The organism is Streptomyces sp. NPDC085866 (assembly GCF_044541035.1).
Classification (GTDB): Bacteria; Actinomycetota; Actinomycetes; order Streptomycetales; family Streptomycetaceae; genus Streptomyces.
In genome coordinates this window covers 492,785-508,494 of sequence record NZ_JBITSQ010000001.1, presented here as the reverse complement: position 1 = coordinate 508,494, position 15,710 = coordinate 492,785, and the positions used below count along the sequence as shown (strand labels likewise).

13 protein-coding genes are annotated in these 15,710 nt (G+C 71.5%); 4 read left to right on the top strand and 9 right to left on the bottom strand.

Annotation, left to right across the window (positions count from 1 at the left end; all coding sequences use genetic code 11):
- Positions 1–24: 24 nt before the first annotated feature.
- Positions 25–507, top strand: a complete 483-nt coding sequence (locus ACIF83_RS02260) for a transcriptional regulator (protein WP_393464921.1) — start codon at positions 25–27, stop codon at positions 505–507.
- Positions 508–778: 271 nt separating this feature from the next.
- Here ACIF83_RS02260 and ACIF83_RS02255 read toward each other — a convergent pair whose 3' ends face one another.
- Positions 779–1,516: a dienelactone hydrolase family protein gene (locus ACIF83_RS02255; protein ID WP_399722868.1), complete on the bottom strand. Its 738-nt coding sequence runs from the start codon at positions 1,514–1,516 to the stop codon at positions 779–781.
- A gap of 518 nt (positions 1,517–2,034) precedes the next feature.
- On the opposite strand from ACIF83_RS02255, the gene ACIF83_RS02250 reads away from it, so the two are divergent.
- Positions 2,035–2,718, top strand: a complete 684-nt coding sequence (locus ACIF83_RS02250) for an alpha/beta hydrolase (protein ID WP_361300724.1) — start codon at positions 2,035–2,037, stop codon at positions 2,716–2,718.
- Positions 2,719–3,184: 466 nt separating this feature from the next.
- Here the strand turns inward: ACIF83_RS02250 and ACIF83_RS02245 are convergent, their stop codons facing one another.
- Both ACIF83_RS02245 and ACIF83_RS02240 read right to left on the bottom strand, forming a co-directional pair.
- Positions 3,185–5,317: a PQQ-binding-like beta-propeller repeat protein gene (locus ACIF83_RS02245; protein WP_399722866.1), complete on the bottom strand. Its 2,133-nt coding sequence runs from the start codon at positions 5,315–5,317 to the stop codon at positions 3,185–3,187.
- A gap of 56 nt (positions 5,318–5,373) precedes the next feature.
- Positions 5,374–5,568 (bottom strand): hypothetical protein, encoded by a 195-nt coding sequence (locus tag ACIF83_RS02240; RefSeq protein ID WP_145878385.1) that lies wholly within the window; start codon positions 5,566–5,568, stop codon positions 5,374–5,376.
- Between the two features lie 532 nt (positions 5,569–6,100).
- Here ACIF83_RS02240 and ACIF83_RS02235 point away from each other — a divergent pair.
- Positions 6,101–7,195 (top strand): acyltransferase family protein, encoded by a 1,095-nt coding sequence (locus ACIF83_RS02235; RefSeq protein ID WP_393464911.1) that lies wholly within the window; start codon positions 6,101–6,103, stop codon positions 7,193–7,195.
- Here the strand turns inward: ACIF83_RS02235 and ACIF83_RS02230 are convergent.
- The 4 genes from ACIF83_RS02230 to ACIF83_RS02215 form a co-directional block, all read right to left on the bottom strand.
- Positions 7,192–7,671, bottom strand: a complete 480-nt coding sequence (locus ACIF83_RS02230) for an HD domain-containing protein (RefSeq protein ID WP_393464908.1) — start codon at positions 7,669–7,671, stop codon at positions 7,192–7,194. The genes ACIF83_RS02235 and ACIF83_RS02230 overlap by 4 nt on opposite strands.
- Complete coding sequence (locus ACIF83_RS02225) at positions 7,668–10,160, bottom strand: ABC transporter permease (protein ID WP_399722863.1); 2,493 nt, start codon at positions 10,158–10,160, stop codon at positions 7,668–7,670. The genes ACIF83_RS02230 and ACIF83_RS02225 overlap by 4 nt, the downstream gene beginning before the upstream one ends.
- A 590-nt stretch (positions 10,161–10,750) precedes the next feature.
- A complete protein-coding gene (locus ACIF83_RS02220; protein WP_399722861.1) occupies positions 10,751–11,509 on the bottom strand; it encodes an ABC transporter ATP-binding protein in 759 nt (252 codons plus the stop codon).
- A gap of 134 nt (positions 11,510–11,643) precedes the next feature.
- Complete coding sequence (locus ACIF83_RS02215; protein WP_393464902.1) at positions 11,644–12,819, bottom strand: PP2C family protein-serine/threonine phosphatase; 1,176 nt, start codon at positions 12,817–12,819, stop codon at positions 11,644–11,646.
- Between the two features lie 175 nt (positions 12,820–12,994).
- Between ACIF83_RS02215 and ACIF83_RS02210 the strand changes: the two genes are divergently transcribed.
- Complete coding sequence (locus ACIF83_RS02210; protein ID WP_399722858.1) at positions 12,995–14,236, top strand: GNAT family N-acetyltransferase; 1,242 nt, start codon at positions 12,995–12,997, stop codon at positions 14,234–14,236.
- 10 nt (positions 14,237–14,246) lie between these two features.
- Here ACIF83_RS02210 and ACIF83_RS02205 read toward each other — a convergent pair whose 3' ends face one another.
- Together ACIF83_RS02205 and ACIF83_RS02200 are read right to left on the bottom strand one after the other, a co-directional pair.
- Positions 14,247–15,056, bottom strand: coding sequence for an Fpg/Nei family DNA glycosylase (locus tag ACIF83_RS02205; protein WP_399722856.1), 810 nt, complete (start codon positions 15,054–15,056; stop codon positions 14,247–14,249).
- Between the two features lie 164 nt (positions 15,057–15,220).
- Complete coding sequence (locus tag ACIF83_RS02200) at positions 15,221–15,706, bottom strand: ribose-5-phosphate isomerase (protein WP_393464894.1); 486 nt, start codon at positions 15,704–15,706, stop codon at positions 15,221–15,223.
- Positions 15,707–15,710: the final 4 nt, after the last annotated feature.

The window sequence follows — 15,710 nt, the reverse complement described above, 5'->3', positions numbered from 1 at the left end:
TCGCGGGCGGTTTCGCGGTTGGACATGGAGCAGGCCGAACAAGCAGCGAAATCCGCTGTGGCTGTCATGGCGCCGAGGGCCAAGACGCCGGCATGCCCACCGGAAGAACTGTCCCTGCTGGGCGCCATGAACCTGGTTCTTGCAGTGATCAACGCAAAGGAGGGCCACCGAGGGCGGACCCATGAACACATTGACCGGGCGCGAGAGATCGCAGCGCGGTTGGGTGAGGACCGCAACGACTTCGACACGGAGTTCGGGCCGACGAACGTCGAGATCCACACCGTAAGCACGGCGGTCGAGTTGGGAGATGCAGGGCTCGCCTTGGAGGTGGCCAAGGAAGTCGATCCATCGGGCCTCTCCCCCGGGCGGCAGTCACGTTTCCTGCTTGACGTGGCGCGAGCACACGCGCAGCGGCGACACGTCGGTGAGGCAACAGCCGCGCTCTTGCCGGCTGAAGCGCTGGCGCGGCTAGGGGTTCAGCCGAAATACGCGTCAAGGGGGCAATGAGTAGATCTTGATGCGGCTTCACGCGTGGTCAGCAGAGTGACGCCGCGGCAAATGCGTACATCTCGCCCTGGAAGCCGGAACGGTCCGCCGCAGGTCGCGACGATCACGACCAGGGCTCCGTCGCAGTAAATCAGGTATTTACTGCGGCAGTTGCGAACGCGTCTCCGCGACCGAGCATCCGCCCGAATGCGGTTCTGCTGTGCGGACTTGAGGGGAGGGGACTGTCAGTGCCCGACGCCGACCAGGCCCGGCGCCAGCATGCTTACATGGGTCATGCCCCCAGATCCTCCGTCACGGGCAGGCACTCGGCGAGCAGGTCGACGACGTCGCGCCAGGCTCGCTGTGCGTGCCGTGAGTGGTAGCCGACGCCGGGAACCACGGTGTGGTCGACCGGTGGGTGGTGGAAGGCGTGCAAGGCTCCGCCGTAGACCGTGAGGCGCCAGTCGACGCCTGCGGCCTGCATCTCGGCGGTGAACGCGTTCCGTTGCGCGGGCGGCATGATCGGGTCTTCCGACCCGACCCCGGCCCACACCGGGCAGCGAATGCGCGCCGCCTCGCCCGGTCGGCCCGTGGTCAGTGCGTTGACTGTCCCGATCGCGCGTAGGCTGACGCCGTCGCGCCCGAGTTCCAGCCCGACGGCGCCCCCGGTGCCGTAGCCGACGGCGGCGATCCGGTCGGGGTCGGTCCGCGGTTCGGCGCGCAACACGTCGAGCGCCGCATGGCCGATGCCCCGCATCCGGTCGGGATCAGCGAGCAGTGGCATGCAACGGGCCAGCATCTCCTCGGGGTCACCCAAATAGCGCCCGCCGTGAAGGTCGAAGGCCAGCGCTACATATCCCAGCTCGGCGAGAGCATCGGCCCGGCGGCGCTCGACGTCGCTGAGCCCCATGCCCTCTGGTCCGAGCAGCACCGCGGGCCGGCGGTCGACACCGGCCGGGAGCGCGAGGTGCCCGATCATCGTCAAACCGTCGGCCGGGTACTCGACCGTACGCGTCGTAATCGTCGTCATGAGACCGGACTGTAGTGATCGTCGAGCCCGGTCCGGCCGGTGTTCTGTCGCTGGCAGAACAGCGCGGGTGTCCCTCCGAAATACGGCGAGGGACCCGGCGCTCAGGACTTCAAGATCATCCCGTTGCCCCTTTGGCGCGTATCTCGGTCACACCCCGGCCACGGTCGGAACGGTGCCTCCGGCGGGGGATCGGCCGGCACCGGGATGTGAGGGCGCCGTCGCCGCCCGCGGGTCGATCGTGGCCGATGTTGGAGGCTCCCATCCCGTACACCATCGACCCAGGCAGAGCCGAGCAGACGCGGCCCCTGGCGTCCAGGTCGTTCGTACAGTGGCGCGCTCCGCCTGGACGCCAGGAACCACGCCCGCTCCACGGTGTGTGGGTCGACGGCGTACGGGATGGGAGCTGGGGTGAGTGGTGGGTGAGCGGCACCTGTAGTTCCCACCTAGGGTCGAACAAAGAGGATCAAACGAAGTGGATCTCCGCTACAGGTAGCGACGTAGCGACAAAGGAGGCACTCATGGCCGGAAAAGCCAGCATCGTGCTGGCCCACGGCTTGTGGGCCGATGGCTCGTGCTTCGCAAAGCTCATCCCCGCACTCCAGGCCGAGGGTCGCGAGGTCTTCGCGTCGCAGCATGGGCTTGACTCGCTCGCAGGCGACGTTGACTGCGTAACCCGCGCGATCAACCACGTGCCCGGCCCGGTCGTGCTCGTGGGCCACTCCTACGGCGGCACGCTGATCACCAAGGCGGGCGTGCACGACCGGGTGGGCGCCCTGGTGTACATCTGCGCGCTTGCCCCGGACGACGACGAGACCTCGCAGCAGCACCTGGCCGCGTTTCCCAGCTCGCCGGTTTTCGAGCACCTTGAGGTCACCGACAACCGCATCTACCTCAAGGAGTCGGGCATCGGCGACTTCTGCGGCGACCTGCCGCTGGAGGAACAAAAGCTCGTGCTGGCGACCGCCAACCCGCCGATCGCGGACCTCTTCGACCAGCAGGTACCCGGCAATGCCTGGCGAGCGAAGCCGAGCTGGTACATCGTGGGCACCCAGGACCGCACGGTGAACCCGGACCGGGAGCGCGCTTCCGCCGAACGGATGAAGGCCACGACCGTCAGCCTCGACAGCAGCCACGTCCCGATGCTCTCCCAGCCCAACGCTGTCCTCGAGGTCATCCGCAACGCTGCGAAGACCCTGGAGTAAGGCCGAGGACCGCGGGGCATGCCGCCTTCGGATCCGTGCGCGTCGCCGCCGGCCGCGATCCGAGTGCGTCGGGATCGCTAGCTGGTATGAAGTTCCCCCTTGATCTTGGACAGCGGGTTTCTACGCTGCTGGGGGGAAGTCCTGCTGCAGTCTCCACCCGAGAGTCTTGCGTGGGCGCGCGTTGGGAGCCGCCGCGACGGCGTCGAGGTCGCTGCGGACACGGCGTGCCCGTCGCGTGCCCGATCGGGCGGGAACTTCCGGGGAGTCACGGTGAATCACGGCCGGAGCGACGCGCTACCGCAGGTCAGCAGACTGCCAGCTCAGCAGAGTGCCACAACCGGACTCTTCCGAACTAGCTACGCGGGTTCGATTCCCGTCGCCCGCTCTGGATGCCGAAGGCCCAGGTGAGAGGTTGTTTTCCTCTCCCTGGGCCTTCAGTCGTTCCCGGGGTCTCGACCACCACCTGTCACAGGGTCCTGATGTTCACGCTGTACACCGAGCGGGTGCCGTAGGCGACGTAGACGGCGTCTCCCCGGAGGACCGGGGGTGTGCCGGCGTAGCTGGTGAAGGGTTCCAGGCTGGTGCTGCGGCCGGGGACGCTGTGGAGTTCCTTGCCGGTGCGGCGGTCCAGGGCGGCGAGGCGGCCGCCCGGGGAGGAGAGGAGGACGTAGGTCCCGGAGACGGCGGGGGCGCCGGGGCGTTCGACGGAGGAGGGGGTGTCCCAGAGGGTGTGGCCGGTGGCCGGGGCGACGGCGCGGACCTCGCCGCTGTCGAGGACGAAGTAGAGGGTTCCGTCGGCCATGGTGGGGGTGGCGGCCCAGGGCACGGAGCGGTCCAGTGGGACCACGTGCGGTGAGCGGTCGGCGAGGTTCAGGAGGGTGATGCGCCGGTAGGGGGGAATCTTGGACTCGTCGGGGCCCACGGGGGAGTCCGGGGAGGTGATGAGGACCAGGCGGTGGCCGGTCTGGCCGGCCAGCGTGAGGGGGCCGGCCACCTCGGTGGTCCAGCGGGCCGCGCCGTGGGCGGGGTCGATCCGGGTGATCGTGGTGTGCGTGCTGTTGCCGTCGACGCACACGAGGTAGCCGTTCCCGTCCGCGCTGCGCAGCCCGCAGGTGTCGTTCGTGGGCATGGTGCGCTTCCAGCGGGGGGTGCCGCGGGCGGTGTCCAGCAGGGAGTAGGTCTTGCCGTCCTTGCCGTAGGTGACGATCGGCCCGTCGTCGGTGACCGTCACCGTGCCCTCCACCGCGGTGGGCTTCACCTCGCCGAGGGGCCTGTTCCAGCGGATCTTTCCGGTGCGGGCGTCGACGGCCTGGAAGACGAAGTGGCTGTTCTGGTCCGAGCGGACCCTTGTGTCGGCGACGGTGTAGACATCGTGTCCGTGCGTGCCGATCACTCCGCTGTCCGGGTAGCCGCCGCCGCTGGTGCTCCGGTCGGGGTGGTCGTCCTCCGGGAGGCTCCAGGCGACCTTGCCGGTGGCCAGCGAGAAGCGGACGGCCTTGAGGCCGTCACCGGCGCAGACCAGCCCGCCGTCGAGCGCGGTGCACGAGGTGAACGCCCCGCTCGGGGTGGTCTTCTTGTCGGTCTCCCGGGCCTGCCAGGCGTGCCACCCCGGGGGCAGGTCACCGGGCGGGCCGTGCTCTCCCCCCGTCAGTCGCAGTGCGGTCGCGGAGGCCGCCGCCGCGAGCACCAGGGCTCCCGCGGTCGCGGCCGGCCAGAGCTTGCGGCGCCGGGTGCGTGGGCGGGTGGGCGCGCTCTCCTGCGGCTCGGGCTCCGGGCGCGGGTCCGGCAGGCGGCCCTCGCGCAGGAGGGTCAGGAGTTCGTCGGGGGTCGGCCGGGACTTGGGGTGCTTTTCCAGGCAGAGCCGGATGAAGGGGAGCAGATCGTCCGGCAGGCCGTCGAGTTCGGGCTCGCCCTCGACGACCTTCGTGGCCGTCTCCCAGGGGCTCGCGCTGTCGAAGGGGCCGTGCCGGGTGGCGGCGTACACCAGGACCGCGCCCAGGGAGAAGATGTCGGCGGCCGGTCCGACCTCGTGCGGGGAGGAGAACTGCTCCGGCGACATGAAGGGCGGGGTGCCCATCACGCGCCCGGTCTGGGTGAGAGCGTCGGCGGCGGCCGACTCGGCCGCGCGGGAGATGCCGAAGTCGATGACCCGGGGGCCGTCGTCGGCGAGCATCACGTTGGCCGGCTTCAGGTCGCGGTGGACCACGCCGGCTCGGTGGATGTCGCGCAGGGCCTCGGCGAGGCCGGCGGCGAGTGCGCGCAGCCGGTGGGGCGGCAGGGGTCCGTGGCGGCGGACGTGGGTGCCGAGGTCCTCGCCGGGGATGTAGAGCGTGGCCATCCAGGGGCGCGGCGCGTCGGCGCCCGCGTCCACCACGGGCGCCGTGAAGGCGCCGCTGACCTGACGGGCGGCGGCCACCTCGCGGCGGAAGCGGATGCGGAACTCGTCGTCGTCGGCGTACTGGCCGTGGACGACCTTCACGGCGAGCCGGCGGCCGGAGGCGGAGCGGGCCAGGTAGACCACTCCCATGCCGCCGCTGCCGAGACGGCCCTCGATCCGGTAGCCGCCCACTTCTCGCGGATCCGAGTCGCGCAGCGCCATCCCCGTACATCCCCCCGTTGTTTCAGTTGTCCAGCTCCGCCGGCCCCCCGCCGGCGTCAGAACTTGATCTGGTTGATGGTCTCCGCTATCGAGTTCAGGAACCGGTTGATGGAGGGTGCCATGCCGGTGGAGGCGAGGAAGAAACCGAAGAGGACGGCGACGATGGCCGGGCCCGGTTTGATGCTCCCGCCTCGGATCAGCACCACAAGGATGATCGCCAACAGCAGCACCACAGACAGTGAAATGGCCACAACTGATCACACCCTCGGTCGGTCCGCTCTCCCGGCCCGGGGGTACGGCCCCGCACCCCCGCCAGAACCATCGTGCCACCAACCCGGCCGCTGTATGCGGTTCGTGACGCAACGTTGGACAAGCACCCGCGGCGGGCGATGCCCCGCACGGTAATTCGACGGGACACCGGCGCCTGACTCCACAGGGAATTGCGCAGCTTCGTTTCGGTGTCCACACATCATGTGCGCAGGGAATTCGAATTGATGACACAGGGGCGCACTATGCCCCAATTAGTCGGGATGAATCGGGACATTGAGGCTGAACGGAGGGGTTGGCTGTGCCCATCATCACGTGGACAGGGGAGGCAAGACATGTAAATCAGTGGGTATCCGAAGATGATAACCAGGAATGACCACGGGGGTTTTACGAAATCCCACAGTCGACGCTAGGGTGCCTGAGATGTTTGACGCCGCCTCGTCCCCCGGCCACAGCCGCAGGCCGCTCCCCCCGGCACAGTCGCCGGCGGACGGAGTGCCCAGTCCGCGTACCCCGATGAGTACGCAGAAGCGGCAGCCGCCCACGGACAGACCGGGCAAACAGCGCGACTCGTTCTTCGACAACGCCAAGTACCTGGCGATCGTGCTCGTCGCGATCGGCCACGCCTGGGAACCGCTGAAGGGCGACAGCCGGATCCTGGAGGGCATGTACACCGTCGTGTACACCTTCCACATGCCGGCGTTCATCATCATCTCCGGCTTCTTCTCGCGCAGTTTCGACATGCGCCCGGACCGGCTGAAGCGGCTCATCACCGGTGTCGCCGTGCCGTACGTCCTCTTCGAGACCGCGTACCCGCTCTTCAAGAACGCCGTCGACGGCTCCCACGAGCCGATCAGCCTCCTCGATCCCTGGTACCTGACCTGGTTCCTGGTAGCGCTGTTCGTCTGGCGGCTGACGACACCGATCTGGAAGCTGGTGCGCCGGCCGCTGCCGCTGGCCGTCGGCCTCGCCATGCTGGCCAGCATCACGCCGAGCATCGGGGACGACCTCGACCTCCAGCGCGTCCTGCAGTTCCTGCCGTACTTCGTGCTCGGCCTGTGCATGAAGCCCGAGCACTTCCAGCTGGTGCGCCGCCGCTCGGTGCGGATCGCCTCGGTGCCCGTCTTCGCCGTCGCGCTGGCGGTCGGCTGGTGGGCGGTGCCGCGCATGAACACCGCCTGGTTCTACCACCGCGACTCCGCGCAGGAGCTGGGCGCGCCGTGGTGGTGCGGCCCGGTGATGGTGCTCGCGATGCTGGGCTGTTCGCTGGTGCTGACGGCCTGCTTCTTCGCCTGGGTGCCGCGCCGGAAGATGTGGTTCACGGCGCTCGGCGCGGGCACCCTGTACGGCTATCTGCTGCACGGCTTCCTGGTGAAGCTCGCCGACTACCGGGGCTGGTTCGACCACACCTGGCTGCACCACCCGCTCGGCGAGATCGCGGTGACCGTCGTCGCGGCCGCCGTCGTCACGCTGCTCTGCACCCGGCCCGTGCAGCGGGTCTTCCGGTTCGCGATGGAGCCGAAGATGGAGTGGGCGTTCAAGCAGGACGCGGCCGAACTGGCCCGCGAGCGCCAGCAGAAGGAGCGCGAGCGCCAGAAGGTCGGCGTCTAGCTCCGCTGCTCGAACGTCTGGCCTCGCTGCTCCGGACCGAGAAGTGCGCGCATCCGTGCGTACTTCTCGGTCAGTCGTTTCCGGGTCGGCTCGTCCAGGACCGCGAGCCGCTCCGGGTCGGCGTTGTGCGCCAGGTCGGCCTGCTTCACCAGCAGCGCGCCCGGGGTGGCGAGGATCCGGCGCGCGTACGCGTCCGGCTCCTCCCCCGGCCGCTTGGTGACGGCACGCACGATGGCCTTGGTGCGCGGGGTCAGGGCGGCTGCCGTCAGCCACTCCTCGCTCAGCGCGTCGTCCTCGACGGAGTCGTGCAGCCAGGCCGCCGCGATCTGCTCGGGGTCCCCGCCGCGGGCGCGCACCCCGTCGGCGACGGCCGCGAGGTGCTCCGCGTACGGCCGTCCCGCCTTGTCGGTCTGCCCCGCGTGCGCGGTGCGGGCGAGGCTCTCGACCTCGGCCAGGGTGAGTGGTGTCTCGGTCACTCGTCCAGTGTCTCCCGGCGCAGTGCCGCGCGGGCCGGGACGGTGACCGCGGTCAGCCCGAGCAGCAGGATGCCGCCGGCGAAGGCGCCGTAGACCACGGGCGGGATGTACGGGCCCTGTCCGGTCAGCCCGTTCGTCATCGGCACCAGCGTGGCCACCGCGATGGCGGTGCCGAGCGCGATGCCCGCGAGGGTGACCAGCAGGGCCTCCCAGCGGATCATGCGCAGGATCTGCCGCCGCGTGGAGCCGATCAGCCGCAGGGTGCCGAGTTCGCGGCGCCGGGCCAGGACGGTCATCACCAGCGTGTTGCCGGCGGCGACGGCCGCGAACCCGCCGAGTACGGCGGCCATCACGGCGTTGGCCCAGGCGTTGAGCTGCCGGTCCAGGGACTGGGCGGCGGAGTAGCCGGCCCGGTCCAGCACCGTGCCGAGGGGGGCGAGCCCGGCCGTCGTACCGCCCTTCGTCCACAGCTGTGTGTCGAAGGCGGAGGTGACGTGGCCGGCGAGGTCGGCGCGGCTCATCGTCAGCTCGGACAGGCCCATGCCGCGGCCGTACGTCGCCACGACCAGCGGGGCGGCCCGTGTGCCGTCGGGCAGGTACAGGCGCAGGCGTCGGCCGACGCGCACATGGGCGTCGCGGGCGAGACCGGCGTCCACGGCGATCTCGCCGGGCCGCAGGGTCAGGCGCCCGTGCCGGACGTCCAGGTCCTGGACGGCGGCCAGGTCGCGCACGGAACCGGTGACGCCCTGGGCGGAGGCGGAGCGCAGGGAGCCGGCGACCGGGACCAGGACCGAGCTGCGCAACAGGCCGACGGCCGCGGTGACCTGGGGGGTGTATCGGGCCCGGCGTACGGCGTCGGGGGCGAGACCCGGCTCGGCCGTGACGATGTGGTCGGCGGTGACGCCGGCGCGCTGCTGGTCGGCGGTGGTCTTGTCCTCGCTGGTCTGCAGGAAGACCAGGACCGAGGCGAAGGCCATGGCGAGCACGATCGGGGTGATCGCGGAGGCGAGCCGGCGGGCGTTGGTGCGGGAGTTGGCGGCGGCGAGCGCGGCCGGGGCGCCGGCACCGCGCAGCGGCAGCCCGAACAGGGCGGCGCAGGCACGGGCGACCAGCGGGCCGAGCAGGGCGACGGCGAGCATGAACAGGCACACGATGCCGAGGGCCGCGTTGGCCGCGTCCTCGCCGTTCAGCGAGGAGGCGAGGCCCGCGCAGACGCAGCCGCCCACGGCGGCGGCCAGGCCGAGGGGGGTGCGGATCCAGCCGATGCGCAGCCGCTCCACGGACGCCTCGCCGAGCGCCTGGCCCGGCTTGATGCGGGAGCTGCGGCGGGCGGCCAGGTAGCCGGCGCACAGGGCGGTGAGAAAGACGGTGCCGACCGCGCTGAGCAGCGGGATCCAGGAGACGGAGAGTCGTACGGCGTGCGGGACGGCCCCCTTGTCCTGGAGCTGGCCGAACCACCAGTGGGCCAGCGCGATGCCGGGCAGGCAGCCGACCGCGCCGGCCGGCGGGGCGACGAGGAGGGCCTCGGTGGCGATGGTGCGGCGGATCTGGCGCGGGGTGGTGCCGATGGCTCGCAACAGGGCGAACTCGCGGGCGCGTTGGCCGATGCCGAGGGCGACGGTGCCGGCGGCGGTGAAGAGGGCGACCAGCGTGGCGATGCCGCCGAAGGAGCCGCCGAGTCCGGCGAGCAGTTCTCGCGCCTGGGCGAGGGAGGGGTCCTCCACGGCTCCTCGGTCGTCGCCGGTGTGCACGAGGGCGTGGTGGCCGAGCGCGCGGGCGACCTGGGACCTGAGGGTGGCGGGGGTGACGCCGGGCTTCGGGGGTACGGCGATGGCGTCGACTCGGCCGGGGTGCCCGGAGTGCCGTAGGGCGTCGGGGTCGGCGAACCAGACGGTGGTGTCGGGGGCTTGGGTGAGGCCTGAGATGCGGTAGGTGGTGTGTGTGCCGTCGGGGGTGGTGAGGGTGATGTGGTCGCCGACGGTGTGGGTGACTTCGCCGGTTTCGGTGGTTTCGGTGTTTTTGGTGCTGTCGGTGCTGTCGGTGCTGTCGTGGGCGAGTACGACTTCGCCGGAGGCGGGTGGGCGGCCGGTGGTGAGGTGCTCGCCGGTGAAGGTGGTGGAGGTCCAGTTGTGGGCGGTGTACGGGGCGCCGTGGGGGCCGCGTACCGGGAAGGTGATGTCGGGTACGGCGGTGCGGGCGCCGGGGGCGGTGGCCGCCTTGGCGGTCAGGTCGTCGTCGAGGCGGGCTCGGTCCGGTACGGGCTGGTTGTCGCCGTCGTCGGCGTGGCCAGGGCGGACGCGTTGGTCGGCTGCGGCGACGACCGGGGCGTGGGCGTAGCGCTGAGGTGGGACCTTGGCGCGGGCGCCGGTCTCCAGGAGGATCCCGCAGGCCGCCACGATCATCGCGGCGAGGGCGAGGGCGATGAAAGTGCCGATGAAGGTGGAGGGCTTGAAGCGGAGGGATGCTCTTGCCAGGCCGTTGGGGCGCATCTGGGTGCCGTTCGGGGTCGGTCCGCCTCGGCTTCGCCTTCGGCGGGGATGTGTCTCCCACCCGCACCACCCGTACTGCTTTCGTCGTCGGGTGCGGGTGGCCCCTGTGGGGCGGATGCGCCGTCGGCGGGTGCGGGACGTGGGTCAGTGACGGTGGTGGGGCGGGCTCGAAGCGTCGGCGCGGGCGTGTGGACCCCGCGGGGCGGGGCGCCGTCGACCCGTGCCGGACGTCGGTCAGTGACGGGGGTGGGGCGGGCTCGAAGCGTCGGCGCGGGCGTGTGGACCCCGCGGGGCGGGGCGCCGTCGGCCCGTGCCGGACGTCGGTCAGTGGCGCGGGTGGGGCGGGCACGTGGAGCCCGCGGGGCGGATGCGCCGTCGGCGGGTGGCGGGCGTCGGTCAGTGGCGTGGGTGCGGCGGGCACGTGGACCCCACGGGGCGGATGCACCGTCGACCCGTGCCGGACGTCGGTCAGTGGCGGGGGTGGGGCGGGCTCGAAGCGTCGGTGCGGGCGTGTGGACCCCGCGGGGCGGGGCGCCGTCGGCGGGGGCGGGTGGGATCTGGGAGTGTGCTCGCCGTCGGTGGGCGGGGCGTCAGGCGGCGGGGCGGGTGCGGGCGGCGTGGCTGGTGAGGGCCGTCATGCGGGACGCGATGTGGGCTGCGGGGGCTCGGTCCAGGTGGTCGACCAGTTGGCCGTCGGCCAGGAACAGGACTCGGTCGGCCCAGGCTGCGGCCGACGGGTCGTGGGTGACCATGACGATCGTGGCGCGCTGGGTGTCCACGGCATCGCGGAGCAGGGCGAGGATCTCGCCGGCCGTGCTGGTGTCCAGGGCGCCGGTGGGCTCGTCCGCGAAGACGACGTCGGGGCGGGTGACCAGGGCCCGGGCGACGGCCACGCGCTGCTGCTGGCCGCCGGACAGCTCGCTCGGGCGGCGGCGGGCCTTGTCGGCGAGGCCGACCTGGGCGAGCACCTCGGCCGAGCGGCGGCGGTCGGGTCGGTGGCCGGCCAGCCGCGTGGGCAGGACGATGTTCTGTTCGACCGTGAGGGAGGGGAGGAGATTGAAGGCCTGGAAGACGAAGCCGAGGCGGGTGCGGCGCAGTGCGGTCAGCTTGTTCTCGCTCAGCCCGGTGATGTCCGTGCCGCCGAGCACGACCCGGCCCGCGGTGGGACGGTCCAGGCCCGCCGCGCACTGCAGGAACGTGGACTTGCCGGAGCCGGAGGGCCCCATCACCGCGGTGAAGGTGCCGGCGGGAAGGGCGAGGTCGATGCCGCGCAGGGCGTGCACGGCGGAGCCTCCGCGGCCGTAGTGGCGCGTTACTCCGTGCAGCTCTACGGCCCAGTCGCTTGGCATGGGGGGTCCCTCCGGTCCGTGGGCGTTCGGTGACGTGTCTCGACCGTACGGATACGGAGGGTGGCCGGACCATGCGGACGGCTGGCGGATCCGGGCGGGGGAAAACCCCACCCCCGGCGTTCCCGAGGGGTGGCTCAGCGGGCTGTCGCAGGCGCTGCCTGGCGGCAGATCAGGAGCAGGGCCCGGTCGTCGTTGACGTCCTTCGCGACCGCCTCGATGAGGTGCCAGGCGGCGCCGTGGAAGCCGCCGGCGACATAGCGGTCGGCCTCTCCGGTGAGGCGGTCGATGCCCTCCACGATGTCGCGGTCGGAGGTTTCCACCAGTCCGTCCGTGAACAGCATCAACACGTCCCCGGGGCGCAGCGAGCCCTTCACGGAGTCGAACTGGGCGCCGTCGTACACACCCAGCAGCGGGCCCTCGGCCGCCTTCTCCTCCCAGCGGCCGCTGCCGGCGCTCAGCTGCAGCCCCGGCGGATGGCCCGCCGAGTACAGCTCGTAGTCCCCGGAGTCCAGGTCCAGCACCAGGTGGATGGAGGTGGCGAAGCCCTCGTCCCAGTCCTGGCGGAGCAGGTAGCCGTTGGCGGCCGGGAGGAAGGCGTGCGGGGCGAGGGAGCCCAGCAGTCCCCCGAACGCGCCCGACAGCAGCAGCGCACGCGATCCCGCATCCATGCCCTTGCCGGACACGTCCGTGAGCACGACCTCCAGGGTGCGGCCGCTGTTCGTACGGGCCGCGACGACGAAGTCGCCCGAGAAGGACTGGCCGCCCGCCGGGCGCAGCGCCATCTCGTGGTGCCAGCCGAGCGGCAGCTTCGGCAGCTTGCTCTGCACCCGGATCCGCTCGCGCAGGTCGAAGAGCATGGTGCCGCCGCGCCGCCAGGGCACGCCGACCCGGCTGCGGAACTGCGCGGTCAGCAGACCGAAGAAGCCGCACGCGGCGACCACCAGGACCACACCGGGGGTGACCCGTGAGGGCCCCTCGGTGTACGGGCCGAGCCGCACCGACTCCACGATCAGCGCGGTGGCCGCCGCCGCGTACAGGCCGAGCAGGCTCGCCGGGCGCAGCAGCAGGCCGCCCGCGACGATCGGCAGCACGAGGGTGCCCGGGGAGCACCACACCGAGTTGGCGAGGGTCATGGCCGCCAGAACGGGGATGGTGAGCAGCAGACCGGCGAGCGCGATCCAGTCCGAGCCGTCGCCGCGGAAGTAGTCCACGGCGCTTCTGCGCAGGCCGACGCGGACCCGGTGCCACTGCATCTTCCACCGGGCCGTGAACGTCTCGGCCTTCGCGCGCCGCTCTCGTCCTGCTGCCATTAGTTCGGGACCCTATCGATCGGACCAGCCGCTTGGCACGGGAGGTCCCACTTGTCCCCCGTGAGAGGCTTAACTTCGCGGTTCAACTACACAGTGAACGGCACGGAGGGCCATCGCGCCGCCGCCCGGGAGAAATTCACTGGCTCGTCCCGCAATGCCCTGATAGGCATGGCTCATGGCGACTGACCGTACGACCGAGTTGAAGGTATTGCGCCCCGAGGAGTGGGACGGATGGTGGGACAACCTGATCCGTGCCTTCGGCGCGGGTCAGACGTCGTCCGAGGAGCGTGAACTGGACAAATCGCTCACCGAGTTCGACCGCTCCCTGGCCACCTGGGACGGGGACGAGCTGGTGGGGACGGCGGGGGCGTTCAGCTTCCGGATGACCGTGCCGGGCGGGTCCCTGGTACCCGCCGCGGGCGTCACCATGGTGAGCGTGGCCGCCACGCACCGGCGGCGCGGCGTGCTGACCTCGATGATGCGGCGCCAGCTGGACGACGTGCGCGCCCTGGGCGAGCCGCTGGCGGTGCTGACGGCCTCCGAGCCGGCCATCTACGGCCGCTTCGGGTACGGCGCCGCCACTTTCCAGCTGCACGCCGAGATCGACACGAGCCGGGTGCAGCCGGCCCTGCCGGCCGGTACCGAGGAGATACGGCTGCGGTACGCGCAGCCCGCCGACGTCCTCGCCGAGTGCGAGGCGGTGTACGCGGCGCTGGTGCCGCGCCGGCCCGGGATGCTGGCCCGCCGGCCCGGCTGGGAGCGGGTGGCGCTGCTCGACCCGGAGAGCGAGCGGGACGGCGCGTCCGCGCTGCAGTGCGTGGTCGCCGAGCGGGACGGCGAGGTCACCGGGTACGCCCGCTTCCGCACCAAGCTGGGCTGGGGGCCGACCGGGCACAACGGCACGGTGTCGCTGGAGGACCTCGCCGCACTGGACCCGGCGACCGATGCGGCGCTGTGGCGCTTCCTGTTCGACATCGACCTGATGACGAACCTGACCGTGCGGGGGCGGCCGGTCGACGATGCGTGGCAGTACCTGGTCTCCGACATCCGGCGCTGCGTGCCGCGACTGCGGGACTCGTGCTACGTCCGTCTCGTCGACGTCGGTGCGGCGCTGGCGGCGCGCACCTACCAGACGCCGGTGGACGTCGTGTTCGAAGTGGCGGACGACTTCTGCCCCTGGAACGCGGGGCGTTGGCGACTGACCGGCGACACCAAGGGCGCGTCCTGCGAACGTACGACCGACGCGGCCGATCTCACCCTGTCCGTACGGGAGTTGGGCGCGGCCTACCTCGGCGGTGTGAGCCTGCTGTCGCTGGCGGCGGCCGGCCGGGTACGGGAACTGCGGGACGGGGCGCTGACGGAGGCGTCGGTGGCGTTCGCCTCACCGGTGGTCCCGTGGCTGCCGCACGGCTTCTGACGGCTCCCGTTCAGGGCTTCTGACAGGTCGGGCACCAGAAGAGGTTGCGGGCGGCGAGGTCGGCGGTGCGGATCTCGGTGCCGCAGATGTGACAGGGCAGGGTGGCACGGCGGTAGACGTAGACCTCGCCGCCGTGGTCGTCCACGCGGGGCGGGCGGCCCATCGCCTTCGGGGTGTGCTCGGGGCGGACCGTGTCGATGCGGTTGTTGCGCACGCCCTCGCGCATGAGTGCGACGAGGTCGGCCCAGACGGCGTCCCACTCGGCCGGGGTGATGTCCCGGCCCGCGCGGTACGGGTCGATCCGGTGCCGGAAGAGGACCTCGGCGCGGTAGACGTTGCCCACGCCGGCGATGATCTTCTGGTCCATCAGCAGCGCGGCGATCGTCGTACGGCTGCGGGAGATCCTCCGGTGTGCCGCGCCCGGGTCGGCGTCCGTGCGGAGGGGGTCGGGGCCGAGGCGGTCGTGTATCGCCCGCTTCTCGTGGTCCGTGATGAGCGCGCAGGTCGTCGGGCCGCGCAGGTCGACGTACGCGGTGGCGTTCGCGAGGCGGAGGCGGACGGTGTCGGTGGGCGGGGGTGCGGGGGTGGGGCCGAAGTCGACCTTGCCGAAGAGGCCGAGGTGGATGTGGACCCAGTCGGTGTCGCGGAACCGGAGGAAGAGGTGCTTGCCGTGGGCCTCGGTGCCGGTGAGGAGGGCGCCGTTCAGCAGGTCGGCCGCGTCCGAGAACTTGCCCTGGGGGCTGGTCACCCGTGGGGCGGTGCCCTGGAAGCACTCGGCGTAGTCCTGGGCCAGCCGGTGGATGGTGTGCCCTTCTGGCACGGCTGTGTCCTTTCCTACCGTGACTTTCCCACCCGCCCACCCGTCTCGATCGGCAGAGGGACGGGTGACGAGCGGGAACAGCGAATCCCGCCCTGCCCACCCTCTTCGGCCGACCTAGTCGGGTGGGTGGGCAGCGCGGGGGCCTGCGGGCGGAGCCCCCAGGTTTACTGCTGCGGGTGGTGGGGCGGGATCGGGGGCAGGTCGCCCGTCGTCTCGTACGCCGACAGCATGTCGATGCGGCGGAGGTGACGCTCGTCACCGGAGAACGGCGTGTTGAGGAAGACCTCGACGAACTTGGTCGCCTCCTCCGTGCTGTGCATCCGCGCACCCACGGCCACGACGTTCGCGTTGTTGTGCTGCCGCCCCAGCGCCGCCGTCTCCTCGCTCCACGCGAGAGCCGCCCGCACGCCCTTCACCTTGTTCGCGGCGATCTGCTCCCCGTTGCCGGAGCCGCCGATCACGATGCCGAGAGCCTCGGGGTCCGCGGCCGCCTTCTCCGCGGCACGCAGGCAGAAGGGCGGGTAGTCGTCCTGGGCGTCATAGATGTGAGGCCCGCAGTCGACGGGCTCGTGCCCCGCCGCCGTGAGCCATTCGACGAGGTGGTTCTTGAGTTCGTAGCCCGCATGGTCGGAGCCGAGATACACGCGCATGGGA

Bases quoted from the DNA above. Each gene is read 5' to 3' on its own strand.
- ACIF83_RS02215 (WP_393464902.1), bottom strand. From the start codon at position 12,819: ATGGCAGCAGGACGAGAGCGGCGCGCGAAGGCCGAGACGTTCACGGCC.
- ACIF83_RS02210 (WP_399722858.1), top strand. From the start codon at position 12,995: ATGGCGACTGACCGTACGACCGAGTTGAAGGTATTGCGCCCCGAGGAG.
- ACIF83_RS02225 (WP_399722863.1), bottom strand. From the start codon at position 10,160: ATGCGCCCCAACGGCCTGGCAAGAGCATCCCTCCGCTTCAAGCCCTCC.
- ACIF83_RS02220 (WP_399722861.1), bottom strand. From the start codon at position 11,509: ATGCCAAGCGACTGGGCCGTAGAGCTGCACGGAGTAACGCGCCACTAC.
- ACIF83_RS02245 (WP_399722866.1), bottom strand. From the start codon at position 5,317: ATGGCGCTGCGCGACTCGGATCCGCGAGAAGTGGGCGGCTACCGGATC.
- ACIF83_RS02235 (WP_393464911.1), top strand. From the start codon at position 6,101: ATGAGTACGCAGAAGCGGCAGCCGCCCACGGACAGACCGGGCAAACAG.
- ACIF83_RS02260 (WP_393464921.1), top strand. From the start codon at position 25: ATGGAGCAGGCCGAACAAGCAGCGAAATCCGCTGTGGCTGTCATGGCG.
- ACIF83_RS02250 (WP_361300724.1), top strand. From the start codon at position 2,035: ATGGCCGGAAAAGCCAGCATCGTGCTGGCCCACGGCTTGTGGGCCGAT.
- ACIF83_RS02255 (WP_399722868.1), bottom strand. From the start codon at position 1,516: ATGACGACGATTACGACGCGTACGGTCGAGTACCCGGCCGACGGTTTG.
- ACIF83_RS02200 (WP_393464894.1), bottom strand. From the start codon at position 15,706: ATGCGCGTGTATCTCGGCTCCGACCATGCGGGCTACGAACTCAAGAAC.